At 66.3% G+C, this 14,704-nt stretch carries 12 protein-coding genes; 8 read left to right on the top strand and 4 right to left on the bottom strand.

Annotated features, from left to right (window positions below; genetic code table 11):
- Positions 1-476 precede the first annotated feature (476 nt).
- The 3 genes from OX958_RS18015 (at position 477) to OX958_RS18005 (ending at position 4,974) form a co-directional block, all read left to right on the top strand.
- Positions 477-2,369: an ATP-dependent nuclease gene (locus OX958_RS18015; RefSeq protein ID WP_270129901.1), complete on the top strand. Its 1,893-nt coding sequence runs from the start codon at positions 477-479 to the stop codon at positions 2,367-2,369.
- 478 nt (positions 2,370-2,847) lie between these two features.
- Positions 2,848-3,822, top strand: coding sequence for a GTP pyrophosphokinase (locus OX958_RS18010; RefSeq protein WP_270129900.1), 975 nt, complete (start codon positions 2,848-2,850; stop codon positions 3,820-3,822).
- 867 nt (positions 3,823-4,689) lie between these two features.
- Positions 4,690-4,974, top strand: a complete 285-nt coding sequence (locus OX958_RS18005; RefSeq protein WP_270129899.1) for a tyrosine-type recombinase/integrase — start codon at positions 4,690-4,692, stop codon at positions 4,972-4,974.
- 20 nt (positions 4,975-4,994) lie between these two features.
- Here OX958_RS18005 and OX958_RS18000 read toward each other — a convergent pair whose 3' ends face one another.
- Positions 4,995-6,326, bottom strand: a complete 1,332-nt coding sequence (locus OX958_RS18000; protein ID WP_270129898.1) for an acyl-CoA dehydrogenase family protein — start codon at positions 6,324-6,326, stop codon at positions 4,995-4,997.
- A gap of 106 nt (positions 6,327-6,432) precedes the next feature.
- Between OX958_RS18000 and OX958_RS17995 the strand changes: the two genes are divergently transcribed.
- The 4 genes from OX958_RS17995 to OX958_RS17980 are packed head-to-tail and all read left to right on the top strand — an operon-like array spanning position 6,433 to position 10,742.
- Positions 6,433-7,239: a TetR/AcrR family transcriptional regulator gene (locus tag OX958_RS17995; RefSeq protein ID WP_270129896.1), complete on the top strand. Its 807-nt coding sequence runs from the start codon at positions 6,433-6,435 to the stop codon at positions 7,237-7,239.
- On the top strand, positions 7,236-8,513 hold the full coding sequence (locus OX958_RS17990) for an acetyl-CoA C-acetyltransferase (protein ID WP_270129895.1): 1,278 nt from the start codon (positions 7,236-7,238) through the stop codon (positions 8,511-8,513). The genes OX958_RS17995 and OX958_RS17990 overlap by 4 nt, the downstream gene beginning before the upstream one ends.
- A gap of 5 nt (positions 8,514-8,518) precedes the next feature.
- The gene (locus OX958_RS17985) at positions 8,519-9,883 is read left to right on the top strand and encodes a 3-oxoacyl-ACP reductase (RefSeq protein WP_333486369.1); all 1,365 of its coding nucleotides are present in this window, start codon (positions 8,519-8,521) and stop codon (positions 9,881-9,883) included.
- 1 nt (position 9,884) lies between these two features.
- Complete coding sequence (locus OX958_RS17980) at positions 9,885-10,742, top strand: MaoC/PaaZ C-terminal domain-containing protein (protein WP_270129894.1); 858 nt, start codon at positions 9,885-9,887, stop codon at positions 10,740-10,742.
- On the opposite strand, the gene thrS is transcribed toward OX958_RS17980, so the two are convergent.
- Positions 10,708-11,994: a threonine--tRNA ligase gene (thrS, locus tag OX958_RS17975; RefSeq protein ID WP_270129893.1), complete on the bottom strand. Its 1,287-nt coding sequence runs from the start codon at positions 11,992-11,994 to the stop codon at positions 10,708-10,710. The genes OX958_RS17980 and thrS overlap by 35 nt on opposite strands.
- 169 nt (positions 11,995-12,163) lie before the next feature.
- Complete coding sequence (locus OX958_RS17970; RefSeq protein WP_270129891.1) at positions 12,164-13,012, bottom strand: acyl-CoA thioesterase; 849 nt, start codon at positions 13,010-13,012, stop codon at positions 12,164-12,166.
- Between the two features lie 167 nt (positions 13,013-13,179).
- Here OX958_RS17970 and OX958_RS17965 point away from each other — a divergent pair, with 167 nt between their 5' ends.
- The gene (locus OX958_RS17965; protein WP_270129890.1) at positions 13,180-13,638 is read left to right on the top strand and encodes a DoxX family protein; all 459 of its coding nucleotides are present in this window, start codon (positions 13,180-13,182) and stop codon (positions 13,636-13,638) included.
- A 68-nt stretch (positions 13,639-13,706) separates the two neighbouring features.
- On the opposite strand, the gene OX958_RS17960 is transcribed toward OX958_RS17965, so the two are convergent.
- Complete coding sequence (locus OX958_RS17960) at positions 13,707-14,621, bottom strand: proteasome assembly chaperone family protein (protein ID WP_270129889.1); 915 nt, start codon at positions 14,619-14,621, stop codon at positions 13,707-13,709.
- Between the last annotated feature and the right edge of the window lie 83 nt (positions 14,622-14,704).

Raw genomic sequence — 14,704 nt, 5'->3', positions numbered from 1 at the left:
CCGCTCCCGCGGCAATCGCGCCCCTCACGGAGGCGACCTCCTCACCGCGTACGTCGCCGGGCCTGACCAGTACGGCGGCGAGGTACGTCAACGCCACCCGGACTGACCCATCTCGCCTTTGCGTGGAAGGGGGAAACTAACTCTCTTTCGTGAACTCGAACTCATCTGCGTCACCAAGCGCGACGTACAACTCCTTCGCCCGAGTCAGCGCCACGTACAGGATGCAAGCCCGCGCGTCGATCAGCCCAGGCCGCCCAGTAGGCCGTCTGGGTAGGCGAAGGCGCCAGAATCCCAAAGTCTGGATCTCGTTCAGGAGAACAAGCCAAGACAAGTCAGGACTTTCTCGTACCGTCGTTCAAATTGAGGAGCTGAATCAAATGCTTGACTCAACATCCGTCGGAGACTCCTCGGAGTGTCGATTCTGCACTCGTCGTCGGACGGGCATACGCTCTTGCGCGTTCGAAAGAAGGCATCGCGTGCGTATCGCAAGAGTTCAAGTAGAGAACTTCCGCTCGATCCGGCAACTGGATTGCCAGATCGACGACATCACGACATTCGTAGGGCCGAACGGTTCTGGCAAGTCCACCATCCTCAGGGCCCTCGACTGGTTCTTCAACGGGAACCGCGGCGTCCTCGAAGACGACGACGTCCATTTCGGCGCATCGGACCCGAGGCGAGTCCGGGTCACCGTCGAGTTCACCGACCTCTCGTCAGCCGATCGCGCTGCCCTCGGTCCCAAGTATGCCGCTCAGCCGGGCTCCACCTTCACCGCGTGGCGAACCTGGGAGGACGGTGAGGACAAGCTCACCGGCAAAGCGCTGGCCTTTGCACCGTTTGAGGAGATCCGCAAGTTCGCCGGCGCCATGGACAAACGGACCAGCTACGCCAAAATTCGGGCCGAGAACCCTGACTATGCTCTTCCCCCGTGTAAGTCCGCGCCTGAAGTCGAGGCCGCGATGGATGCTTGGGAACTCGGTCACCCGGAGCTCCTCGCCGAGGCCGAGGTGTCCGATACTCACCTGTTCGGGTTCAACGGCCGGGGGAAGCTTGCTGAACTCTTCGACTTCATCTTCGTGTCCGCTGATTTCAGGGCTGGCGACGAAGCCATCGACACGAAAGACAGCATCTTCGGGAAGATCCTTCAGCGGGTCCTCGACCGCTCAGAGCTGCAAGAAGCAGTCACGGTTCTGACAGAAGCCTTCGAATCCGAGTACGACAAGCTCAACCAGCAATATCTCGCCACGCAGCTACAGACACTAGGAGACGAGCTCACCGCGGAGATGGGCATCTACACCCGCGCGAGGTCGGTAGCGCTCAGCGCGGCCTTGCCGAGCATTCGACCCCAGTTCCCACGGATAGACGTCCAGGTCTCAGATTCCGTGGTCAGTACAGCGGTCGACCGCCAGGGGCACGGCCTGCAGCGAACCTTGCTGGTAGGGGCGCTCACAGTCTTGTCGCGCAGATCGCGGCAGACAGATTCGCCGGCCCAGATGTTCCTGGCGATCGAGGAGCCCGAACTGTTCCAGCATCCGACCCAGGCCCGCGCATTTGCCTCCGTGCTCCGTTCGATCGCGACCGATGCGTCACAGGCCGTCCAGATCGCCTACGCGACTCACAGCCCGTACTTCGTCGAACCTCGATTCTTCGACGAAGTACGACGCGTCACCACCTGCAAGCTCTCGGGTGAGGTGTGCGCATCCACGCGGATCACCACCGCCACGGTCGAGTCGGTGTGCAAGCGGCTCGACGGCTATATAAAAGCCGACAGCATTCAACGCAGATGGGATCAAGTGTGTCTGAAATACCTCCCGGAGGCTCTCTTCGCCGAGACTGTGATCCTCGTCGAGGGCGATGAGGATGCAGCAATCCTTCAGGGCCTGGGTGGACACACCAACGAACTTGCGCTCGCGGGGATCTGTGTCGCTCCGGTCAGCGGCAAGAACAACATGATGCTCCCCTTCACGATCCTGCGAGAGCTGGGTATTCATGCCCTCATGGTCGTCGACAACGACTCCGGAGCAGAAGGACGGATGCGCAAACTCAAGCGCGACGAAAGCGACATTGCCCAGGCCATCGCCAAGAACGCCTCCGACAACCGAATGCTCTGCCGACTAGTCGGCGCAGCCGAGGAAGACTTCCCAGTAGGCGAAGTCTCTCCACTGCTCGCCTTCATCCCGGACACACTCGAGACCCTGCTCTCATCAGATCTACCAGAGTGGGACCAGAAGCGACACGAACTCATCGACACCGGCCGCGGAGTCGACGGCAAGAACGCCGCAACCTACGAGATCGCCGCCCGCGAATGCAAGGTCAAACCGGGAGAGGACCTCTCAGGAATCATGGACTTCGTACTACGCAAGGCGGCCTAGACCGTCTTGCGTCAGTCGGCGACCCGGTAGCGTGCCTTGGTAAATGCGGTGGGCAGAGCCGAGAGCCTCGGCAGCGTCGTCCGGCGGATGGCGAAACCTGGAGACACGCGGCGCCCGGGCGGCAGCCGGCCTGTGCGGGTCGAGCTCTTCAGACTCACCGCAGACGACATGGGACGAAGCCGACGCTGGCGTGCTCGAGGTGGTAGCTCCCTCTGGCATCTCATGCCTATCTGTAAACACCTGCGGTACGGGCCCGTCTCCTGGCGGCGCAGCAGTAATCACGCCCTGCCGATAAGAATGTTCAGTATGGCGCTGACTGCGCCTAGGGCCTAGGATCACGCTCCGTAGGGATGCTTCCAGGGGTGGAGGCGACGCTAGGAACGGCGGGGAACCTTTGTCAGAGATTAAGCGCCAAGAAGCTCCAAGGCTACCGTTCACGTATGACGAATTCCTGGAATGGTATGAGCGTCGCACACGAGTGGCGTACGAGCCAGCAAGAATAACCTTCGAAAGACTCCTCGCCGAACAATTAGCACAACAGATTGGCGAACTGGACAAGCATCGAATCAAGGTCTCATCCAGTCGAGTCAAAGAGCCGATTCGAACTTGGAAAAAACTTCAGAAACCTAAGTACCTCTGCGCTGGCATCGACTCACTTGATGACATTGAACGTCATATTGACGACCTTGTCGGTGTTCGTATCGTCTGCAACAATAAGTCCGACATAGACGCAGTGCGTGATTTGCTGTTCGCGTTTCCATCTAGCACATCTTCAGAACCGTTCGGGCTGGCAGTGGAAGTAGATTCCGAAAAAGAATATGTAGATAATCCAAAAGAATCTGGCTACCGCGCATACCACTTGAATCTCGTGACGAAGGTTCCGTGCCCAACAGGACTGATTGATGTTCGAGGTGAACTGCAGGTTCGAACACTCCTTCAAGACAGCTGGGGAGACCTCACCCATGAGGACACCTACAAGCCTGGCGCTCCCCTGCCTGCGCTAGTTACGACTATCTCCCGAAGGTTGGCAGACCTTCTAGCGACGGTGGATGACCTCGCTCAGGATCTCCGAGAAGAACTCGACCGCTTGGCACAGAGCGCGGTCGAAGATGAGATCGGCGGGCTGGATAATAACGTTGCTGTTCTCCCTATGGTCGCCGCGCCCCCCGGGAGCGAGTTCGCATTAGAACGCGATCTCATATTGGAGGAGACACGTAAGATAGTTCACAGCCTCAACCGACCGACACCGTTAGCGACTATCGCGTCCCGGTTGCAGGCGACGTTCGGCACTGGCATTCGACCAAACTGGCTTGGATGGGGTTCTTTTAAGGCGTTGTTGTTGGCTGCGTGCCCCGATGTCAGCATCGCAAATTATGGACCAGGCTACGTGATCCCAGCTGGGTCATTTCCGGACAAAACCTGGCCTGAAATTCTTCTAGACAATCTTCCGTAGTACGCGACCCCGCGCTCCAGAAACTGCACCGTCTACCGGGATACCGATCATCAGACTCGGGCAACCTCACGACTTTCGCCGATCTTGCATGTGACCGCCGACCCAATGCCTCAGGCAGTCCCGGCGGTTAGGGATTGCCCAGAGGATTCAGAATCGAGTTCCAGGCGTGTGGTTAAGGGTGTGCGTCGCTCCTCGGACACGCACCATAAGGCTGCGCAACCGCGGCGTCGACATCCGTCGCGCATCAGAACCCGGGCCCGGCAGACTAGAAGCAGATCAACCGGTGGCCTCAGTTGAGCTGTCGCCCAGGCCCAAATTCGAGCGCTGCGGACGTTTCGTCGCCTAGCCATTGAGCCAGTCCGGGCGTGCGAGGATCGCCGCATGGAGCGATGAGGTGGTGCTGCGGATCGTGGAGTGCCACCCAGCGCAGTACCGGCCGTTGGCTGTTGTCGGTGCTGCGTTGTGGTTGCTGCAAGGTGAGATTTTCGGGCTGCCGGAGGAGGACATCGACTTCGACAAGATGGTCATTCACGTGCGCCGGCAGGTGAAGACGCTCGGTCGGGACTTTGTCTTTGCTCTGCCTAAGAACGACACCGAGAGAGATGTGCCGATGCCCGAGGGCGCCGGGCTCGTGCTGCAGGAGCACACCGCAGCCGTCAAGCCCAGACCGTACACGCTGCCGTGGGAGAAGGTCGACGGGCGGCCGCGCACGGTGAATCTGTCCCGGTGGACGGATGACAAGCCCATCCAGGCGCGCGCGTACGACGAGATGGTCTGGAAGGCAGCGCTCGCCGAAGCTGGCGTTATACCGATGCCGACGAAGGACGCGAGGGGCCGCCGTCAGTACAAGCTGCGCGCGATGCCGGCATGCATGCGCTGCGCCACTACTACGCAAGCATCACGCTTGCCGACGGCGTCAACATCAAAGAACTGGCGGAGTACTTGGGCCACGGAGATCCTGAATATACTCTCCGGCTGTACACGCACATGCTGCCGTCTTCGCATGAGCGGGCACGGGAGGCGGCGGACTCCAGGTTGTCCCGTCTATTCTCCGCCACAGCTCACGGAGCTGTGACGGAGCCGCGCGCAGACGGCCCCCGATCCACCTTCGGGAGGTTGAACCCCACCCAGGTACTTCAACCCCTGGAATAGGCATCCGACCTGCGGAAACGTCAGCGAATGCGCATCCCCGAGATCGCGCGTGAGATGACAAGCCGCTGGATCTCCGAGGTGCCCTCGAAGATCGTGTAGATCTTCGAGTCCCGATGCATCCGCTCCACCGGGTACTCCCGCGTATACCCGTTCCCACCAAGAATCTGGATGGCTTCTTCGGTCACCTTCACCGCGACCTCACTCGCCTTCAGTTTGGCCATCGAGCCTTCGCCGTGCCGGTAGTCCGGCTGCTGGCCGCGCATCAGCGCCGCGGACATGAAGCCGGCGCGCCAGACCAGGAGGCGGGCGGCGTCGATTTCCATCGCCATGTCGGCGAGTTTGAAGGCGATGCCCTGGTTGTCGATGATCGGGCGGCCGAACTGTTCGCGGCCCTTGGCGTACTCCAGCGCGAACTCGTACGCCGCCCGCGCGATGCCGATCGCCTGGGAGCCGACGATGTGGCGGGTCATCTCGAAGGTGGCCATCGACGCGTTGCCGCGGGTGGCTGTGCCGTTCTTCTCGCGAGCCTTGGCCAGGCGGGCGTCGAGCTTCTCCTTGCCGCCGAGCACGTTCGCGGCCGGGATGCGGACGTTGTCGAAGAACACGTCGGCCGTGTGCGAGGCGCGCAGGCCGTGCTTCTTCAGCTTGGTGCCCTGCTCGAGACCCGTCACCTCCGACTTCGGTACGACGAAAGCCGCCTGGCCACGGCTGCCCAGCGACGGGTCGACCGTTGCGACGACGACGTGGATGTCGGCGATGCCGCCGTTCGTGGCCCAGGCCTTCTGGCCGTTGATGACCCACTCGCCGGTCTTCTCGTCGTACGTCGCCTTGGTGCGGATCGCGGAGACGTCCGACCCGGCGCCGGGCTCCGACGAGCAGAACGCCGCCACCTTCACGTCGTCCGCGGTGCCGTAGCAGCGCGGCAGCCACTGGCTCCACTGCTCAGGGGTGCCGTTGGAGAAGACCGCGGAGCTCGCCAGGCCGGTGCCGACCAGCGACATGCCGATGCCGGCGTCGCCCCAGAACAGTTCCTCCTGGACCAGCGGCATCAGCAGCCCGGACGGGTCGATGAACAGGTTGATGCTGGCGTCCATTCCGTACAGCCCGATCTTCGCGGCCTCCTGGATCACCGGCCACGGCGTCTCCTCGCGCTCGTCCCACTCCGAGGCGGCCGGCCGCATCACGTCGGCGGCGAAGGTGTGGGCCCAGTCGCGGATCTCCCGCTGCTCCTCGTTGAGGTTCAGGTTGAAGCTCTGCCACTCCGGCTTCGAGCGCTCGGCCGCCAGCTCGCCGGCCAGGGCCATCACGTCGGACGAGACGGCGGGCGGCTCGGTGGGTACAGAAGTGGTCATCGGTTCCTCCGGAGCAAACTGCAGGGGTGGTCGTACGGGAGTGATGTTACCCACGAGTGTAACTATCGTTTGCACCCAGCGGTACCGGTGTGACTAAGATCGGACCATGAGCTCCGCGCTGCTCGCGATCGGACGCCGCCGGACCACGGCGGAGCGTCGGCGCGACCGCGAGCGCGACATCATCCGGGCCACCCGCGAGCTGTTCGACGAGCGCGGCACGATCGACGCCCAGATCGACGACATCGCCAAGCGGGTCGGCATCAACAAGGCCCTGATCTACCGGCACTTCGCCGGCAAGGAAGAGCTCTTCGCGCTGACCCTGGTCGACTACCTCGGCGAACTGGACGAGCGCCTGCAGGCCGTCGACGGGCCGCGCAAGGCGCCGATGAACCGGCTCAGGTCCCTCAGCGAGGTCTTCGTCGACTTCTGCCTGGAGTACCCCGCCTTCGCCGACTGCGCGATGAGCCTGCTGCGCCGGACCGGCGAGCAGCTGTTCGGCGAGATCACCGAGCCGGTGATGATCAAGCTCGGCAACGCGATGGCGGCCGCGCTCGACCGGATCTCGGCCATCCTGAAGGCCGGCCAGCGCTCGGGCGTCTTCGACGAGGTCGACACCGACTACCTCGCCAACCACCTCTACACCCAGACCCTCGGCGCGATGCACATGGCGAGGATGGGCCTGATCGTGTCCCGCCAGGACGTCGGCAAGGACGACGTACCAGGCCATCCCGTCGTCCATCACGCCGACATCGCCACCGTCCGGGAGACGGCCATCACGGCGACGCTCGCCACGGCGGTGGGCCGCAAAGCACTGACCGGTACCACGACCCGTACTCCGGTGCAGTCCCGCAAGACCGGCAAGGCCACCGCCCGGCGCTCAACCTCATCAAGTACCGCAGGAGAGAACCAGTGACCGAGATCCGCAAGGTGGCTGTCGTCGCCGGCAACCGCATCCCGTTCGCCCGGCAGGACAAGACCTACCGGCACGCGTCGAACTCCGACATGCTCACCGCTGCGCTCAACGGTCTGGTCGACCGCACCGGCCTCGGCGGCCAGGAGCTCGGCGAGGTCGTGGCCGGCGCCGTCCTGAAGCACGCCCGCGACTGGAACATGGTCCGCGAGGTCGTCCTCGGCTCGAAGCTCGCGCCGACCACGCCCGCGTTCGACCTCCAGCAGGCGTGTGGCACCGGCCTCGAGGCGGCGATCCTGGTCGCCAACAAGATCGCGCTCGGCCAGATCGACTCCGGTATCGCCGGTGGCGTCGACACCGCCTCGGACGCGCCGATCGCGGTCAGCAACGAACTGCGCAACGTGCTGCTCGATCTCAACCGGGCGAAGTCGGTCCCGGACCGCCTCAAAACCCTCGCGCGGATCCGGCCGAAGGACATCGTCCCGGAGATCCCGCGCAACGCCGAGCCGCGCACGCGCAAGTCGATGGGCGAGCACGCGGCGCTGACCGCGCTCGAGTGGGGCATCACCCGCGAGGCGCAGGACGAACTCGCCTACCGCTCCCACGTCAACCTCGCGGCGGCGTACGACCGCGGCTTCCAGCAGGACCTGATCACGCCGTACCTCGGTCTCGAGAAGGACCAGAACCTCCGCCCGGACACGACGATCGAGAAGCTCGCGAAGCTCAAGCCCGTGTTCGGCAAGGGCGAGACCGCGACGATGACCGCCGGCAACTCCACTCCGCTGACCGACGGCGCCTCCGCGGTCCTGCTGGCCACCGACGAGTGGGCCGCCGAGCGCGGTCTGCGGCCGCTGGCCTACCTGACCCACTCGCAGACCGCCGCGGTCGACTACGTGAAGGGCGCCGAAGGACTCCTGATGGCCCCCGCGTACGCCGTACCGCGGATGCTGGCGAAGGCCGGTCTCACGCTGCAGGACTTCGACTACTACGAGATCCACGAGGCGTTCGCCTCCCAGGTGCTGGCCACCCTGAAGGCGTGGGAGGACCCGATCTTCTGCAAGGAACGGCTGGGCCTGGACGCCCCGCTGGGCGAGATCGACCGCGCCAAACTGAACGTCAACGGCAGCTCGCTGGCGGCGGGTCACCCGTTCGCCGCGACCGGCGGCCGGATCGTCGCCGCGCTGGCCAAGCAACTGGACGAGAACGGCGGCGGCCGCGGGCTGATCTCGATCTGCGCCGCCGGTGGCCAAGGCGTCGTCGCCATCCTCGAACGGTGATTTTGATGACGAGGAGCAAACCGAAGATGACGGATCGCTACCAGACCTTCACCCGTACGCCGCTGGGCCGCGCGCTGGTGAAGAACCTCGGCCTCCCCGACCCGGCGCCGCTGCCGCGCTGGACCGAGGGCTCGGCCGTGATCGACGGCCAGGTGGTCTTCGGGGCCATCACCGAGACCGACGCGGGCAAGGCGATCCAGGCCTTGCTGCGCGACATCGGCGCCTCCTTCAGTACGGCGGCCGAAGGCGTCGCGTCGAGCACGTTGCGCCCGAAGGCCCTCGTCTTCGACGCCACCGGCGCGACCTCGACCGCCGACCTCAGCTCGCTGCAGCGCTTCTTCTCCCCCGTCATCCGCCAGCTCGGCGCCGCCGGCCGCGTGATCGTGGTCGGCCGGACGCCGGAGCTCGCCGCGACGCCGGAGCAGCAGATCGCGCAGCGCGCGCTCGAGGGCTTCACCAGGTCGCTCGGCAAGGAGGTCAAGCGCGGCGCCACCGTCAACCTCGTGTACGTCGCGCCGAACGCCCACGAGCAGCTCGACTCGACCCTGCGCTTCTTCCTCTCCCCCAAGTCGGCGTACGTCGACGGCCAGGTCGCCCGGATCGGCACCGGCCCGCTGGCCGGTAACGACCCCGCCGCTCCCCTGGCCGGCAAGGTCGCCCTGGTCACCGGCGCGGCCCGCGGTATCGGCGCCGCGATCGCCGACACGCTGGCCCGCGACGGCGCGACCGTGCTGGGCGTCGACGTACCGCAGAACGCGAACGACCTGCGCAAGGTGATCAGCAGGATCGGCGGCAGCGAACTGCTGCTCGACGTGACCGCGATCGACGCCCCGCAACGGATCGCGGCCGCCGGCGCCGAGCTCGGCGGGCTCGACATCGTCGTCCACAACGCCGGGATCACCCGCGACAAGCGCCTGGCCAACATGCGCACCGACGCCTGGGACGCCGTCCTCGACGTCAACCTGCGGGCGCCCGAGCGGATCACCGCGCACCTGCTGGAGTCCGGCGGGCTGAACGACGGCGCGTCGGTGATCGGCGTCGCCTCGATCGCCGGTATCGCGGGCAACAACGGCCAGACCAACTACGCCACCTCCAAGGCCGGCGTGATCGGCCTGGTCCAGGCGCTGGCGCCGCGGCTGGCCGACCGCAACATCCGGATCAACGCGGTCGCGCCCGGTTTCATCGAGACCGAGATGACCGCCAAGGTCCCGTTCGCGATCCGCGAGGTCGGCCGCCGGGTCAACTCGCTGCAGCAGGGCGGGCAGCCGATCGACGTCGCCGAGACGATCGCCTGGTTCGCCGACCCCGCGTCGGCGGGCGTCACCGGCAACGTGGTCCGCGTCTGCGGCCAGAGCATGCTCGGCGCCTGAGATGCCCACTCGCCGGTACGACGATTCCCCGGGCCTCGGGTCGCTCTACGCGCGGACGGTGAAGGCCACGCTGCGCAAAGCGGAGTACGAGCCGGGCACCGACGGGCTGACCCTGGAGCTGCCGCGGACGGGGGTCGACCAGGACCACCTCACGGCGTACCGGGAGGTGACGGGTTTCAGCGCCGGCCCCGCGCTGCCGGTCACCTATCCCCATGTGCTCGCCTTCCCGCTGCACCTGGATCTGATGTCTGACCCGTCGTTCCCGTACAAGCCGATGGGCATCGTGCATCTGGCCAACACGATCACCCAGCACCAGCCGCTGCCGATGCACGCCGAGCTCGCGATCAGCGTGCACAGCACCGCCGAGCGCCCGCACCCGAAGGGCACCGTCTTCGACATCGTCAGTTCGGTGACGGTGGACGACGAGGTGGTCTGGACCGACTCGACGACCCTGCTGAGCCGCTCCGCCGGCACCCCGACGGCCCACTCCGACCTGCTCCCCGACCCGGGCATCAGCCCGACCGCCGTCTGGGACCTGCGGGGCAACCTCGGCCGCCGGTACGCCGCTGCCTCCGGCGATCGCAACCCGATCCACCTGTTCAAGCTCACCGCGCAGGCGTTCGGCTTTCCCCGGCAGATCGCGCACGGCATGTGGACGAAGGCCGCCGCGCTGGCATCCATCCAGCGCGCCGGCGGCCTGCCGGACGCCTACACGGTCCGCGTCGACTTCCGTAAGCCGGTCCTGCTGCCTTCCCAAGCGACCTTCGCGCACCGCCGTACCGGTGACGTGGTCGACTTCGCCCTCTACAGCCAGGACCAGTCAGTCACCCACCTGATCGGCCAGCTCCAGCCGCGCTGACCCGCGGTTGATCCTCGACGACCTGTCGCTCGGGACGGAGCGGGTCGCACTCCGCGGCAAGTTGGTCGAGGGCTTCGGCGATCGGGAGCGGTGGCAACTGCTTCCCGTCGCGGAGCCGCAGCGCGATGGCGCCGTCGGCGGCTTCGCGAGCACCGACGACCGCCTGGTACGGCGCCAGCCGGTTCTCGCGGATGCGCGCGCCCAGGGTGCCCTCGTCCGCATGCGCGAGCTCGGCCCGCAGGCCGCGGTCCACCGCCCGGCGCGCGACCTCGGCGGCAAGCTTCTCCTCGTCGTCGGAGATCGGCAGGACGACGAGCTGCACGGGCGCCAGCCAGGCAGGGAAGGCACCCCCGTGCACCTCGATCAGGTGTGCGACGGCGCGCTCGATACTGCCGACGATCGCGCGATGGATCATCACCGGCCGATGCTTGTTGCCATCGGCCCCCATGTACTCCAGCCCGAACGCGGCCGGCTGGTGGAAGTCGACCTGGATGGTGGACAGGGTCGACTCGCGCCCCGCCGAGTCCTCGATCTGGATGTCGATCTTCGGCCCGTAGAACGCCGCCTCACCGGGCGCTTCCACGAACGCGAGCCCCGCCTTCTCCAGTACGTCGCGCAGCAGGTCGGCCGCCAGCAACCAACTCTCCGCGTCCCCGACGTACTTGCTGGACGGATCACCGAAGCCCGCATCCTCAGCAGGCAGCGACAACACGTACCCCGAAGCGCTGATCCCCAGATCGCGATGCGCCCGCTTGATCAGCTCCAGCGCGGCCAGTGCCTCGTCCGCGACCTGGTCGAGCCGGCAGAAGATGTGCCCGTCGTTCAGCTGCATCGCCCGGACCCTGGTCAACCCACCCAGTACGCCGGACAGCTCCGACCGGTACTGACCGCCGAGCTCCGACATCCGCAGCGGCAGCTCGCGGTAGCTGTGCGCCCGCGACCGGAACATCAGCGCGTGGTGCGGGCACAGGCTCGGCCGCAGTACGACCTCCTCCCCGCCGACCGACATCGGCGGGTACATGTCCTCGCTGTACTTCGACCAGTGGCCGGAGATCTCGTAGAGCTCGCGTTTGCCGATCACCGGCGAATAGACCTGCTGGTAGCCGGCTCTTCGCTCGACCTCGGCGACGTAGCGCTCCAACGCCTGCCGGATAGCGGCGCCGGCCGGCAGCCAGTACGGGAGACCCGCACCGATCAGCGGGTCGGAGTCGAACAGGCCGAGTTCCCGGCCGAGCTTGCGGTGGTCGTACATGGGTGGACTCCTCAGTCGTCAAGGAGGCGAGTGTCCACATGGCGAAGCCCCGGGGCACTCGCCCCGGGGCTTCGAAAACTCGACAGTCAGCTGTCAGCGCGCCGGGACGTACCTCGGCGTTGTCGTCTGCACTGAGCGCTGGTTCACAGCACCCAAACTAGCAGACCGGTCAATCCTTTTCCTCGTCCAGTTCCAGACCGATCGGCCGGATCAGGCCCTCCTGCGCGACCGAGGCGACCAGCCGGCCGTCCTGACTGAACAGCCGCCCGGTGGCGAACCCACGCGCTCCCGACGCCGACGGCGAGGCCTGGTCGTACAGCAGCCACTCGTCGGCCCGGAAGGCGCGGTGGAACCACAGCGCGTGGTCGATCGAGGCCGGCTGGATCCGCCGGTCGCCGATGATGATGCCGTGCGGCAGCAAGCTTGCCCCCAGCAACGTCAGGTCACTGGCGTACGCCAGAACGCAGGCGTGCAAGGCCTGGTCGTCGGAAAGCTTGCCTGCGGCCCTGATCCAGAACTGCCTGCCGGTCAGCCCGGCCAGCCGGACGTCGAGCGCGGCCCACTCCTTGTTCCAGTCCTCGGCCTTGCGCCCGCTCGCCGCCTCGAACACCGACGCGAGCGTCGGCGCCTCGTCCGGTGGCACCAGGTCACCCGGCATCGGATCGGAGTGGTCCAGCCCCGGCTCCGGCACCTGGAACGACGCGGACATGTAGAAGATCGTCTTACCGCGTTGCGACGCGACCACCCGGCGGCTGCTGAACGACCGGCCGTCACGGATCAGCTCGGGGTGGTACTCGATCGGCACGGACGTGTCGCCCGGACGCAGGAAATAGCCGTGCAGCGAGTGCACGACCCGATCAGGCCCGACCGTGCGGCTCGCGGCGGCCAGCGCCTGGCCGAGCACCTGCCCGCCGAACACGCGCTGCGCGGACGTCTGCGGCTGACGGCCCCGGAACAGGTCGGGGTCGATCTTCTCCAGGTCGAGCAGCTCGACCAGATCCTCCAGGGACTCGGGCATGTCTCATCCTGACAGCTTCCGCGCCTCCCCTGGGCGATCCGGGCGGTGGGCGGCACGAAGTACGGGTGTGTGGTTCCCCTCATCGAGCGGTTTTCGGTGAGCTTTCGGTGACACCGGGTATGTTGATGAGCGTTCAATCATCAAACGCACGACTGACAGGAGTAGCTGTGAGCGCCCTCCGCACGCTGACCCGGCCCGTCCAGGCCACGCGGGACATCGTCCTGCTGATCGCCCGAGTCGGCCTCGGCATCGTCTTCATCGCCCACGGCTGGCAGAAGTTCAGCACGAACGGTCTCGATAAGACCGCCGCCGCCTTCGACCAGATGGGCGTCCCCGCCCCGACCCTCTCGGCGTACTACGCGGCCGGGGTCGAGCTGATCGGCGGCGTGGCTCTGGTCTTCGGCGCCCTCACCACGGTGGCCGGCGTACTGCTCGCCCTCGACATGGCCGGCGCGTTCCTGTTCGTGCACCTGTCGAAGGGCGTCTTCGTCGCGAACGGCGGCTGGGAGTTCGTCGTCGTCCTCGGCCTCTTCGCCCTGACGCTGGCCTCCGTCGGCGCGGGCCGCCTCAGTGTGGACGCCGCGCTCAACCGCAGTACCGCGGGACGTGCCAGGGTCTCTGCCTGACCCGAGGAAGCAGAAGGCGGCTGGCGCACCTAGGTGCACCAGCCGCCTTCTGCTTGCTGTCCGAAGACCTACTTGTCGTCCTCGCGGTTCAGTTCGGCGAGGAACTGCTCGACCTCGGCGCCGAGCTCGTCCGCAGACGGGGTGGACCCGGCCAGCAGGCTGCCGCGGCTCAGCGAACCCGCGGCGGCGTCGTACTGCGTCTCCAGGGCGTTGACCACGGAGGCCGCGTCCTCGGACGCCTCGACCTGCTCGTCGACCAGCTTGCCGGTGACGGCCGCCTCGTCGAGCAGAGCCTTGCTGGGGAGCAGCAGGCCCGTCGCGGCGGAGACCGCGTGGACCAGTGCCAGCGCTGCGCCGGGGAAGCGGTTCTCGGCGAGGTAGTGCGGAACGTGGACCGCGAAGCCCATCGCATCCTTGCCGGCTTCGCCCAAGCGCACCTGCAACATCGTCGCCGCGCTCGCCGGCAGGCGCATCTCGCCGTCCCAGATGTTCGACCGCGTGACCAGCTCAGGCCGGGTCGCGTGGGAGGTCAGGCCGAGCGGCCGGGTGTGCGGGACGCCCATCGGGATCCCGTGCACCCCGACGGTGAGCGTCACGTTGTACAGCTCGATCAGCTGCCGGACCGCACCGGCGAAGCGGTTCCAGTGGTTGTCGGGCTCGACGCCCTCCAGCAGCAGGAACTCGACCCCGGCGTCGTCCTTGAGCAGGTGCAGCGAGAGCTGCGGCGGGCTGTAGTCGATGAACCGGTCCTCGGCGAACGTCACCTCGGGCCGGCGGGCCCGGTAGTCGTGCAGGAGGTCGACGTCGAAGCGCGCCAGCAGCCGGCTGTCCAGCACCTCGAGCAGGTGGTCGGCGGTGATCCGGCCGGCTTGGCCGGCGTCCATGAACCCGTCGAGCGAATGAACCAGCACCTTCGGCGCCGCCGCCGGGCCGGTGGCCACCGACTCGTCGACGATCTCGTAGAGGTCGTCCGGTCGCAGCATCGTCGTTCTCCTTCTCAGTGGCCTTCAGGGCGGGTCGGCCCCTCTATCCTGCCTTCTCCCTCAACAACGTCAGCGCGCCGGGC

This window comes from Kribbella sp. CA-293567 (assembly GCF_027627575.1).
Taxonomy (GTDB): Bacteria; Actinomycetota; Actinomycetes; order Propionibacteriales; family Kribbellaceae; genus Kribbella.
Note: the sequence above shows the minus strand (reverse complement) of the source record. Positions and strands in the feature narration are given on the sequence as shown.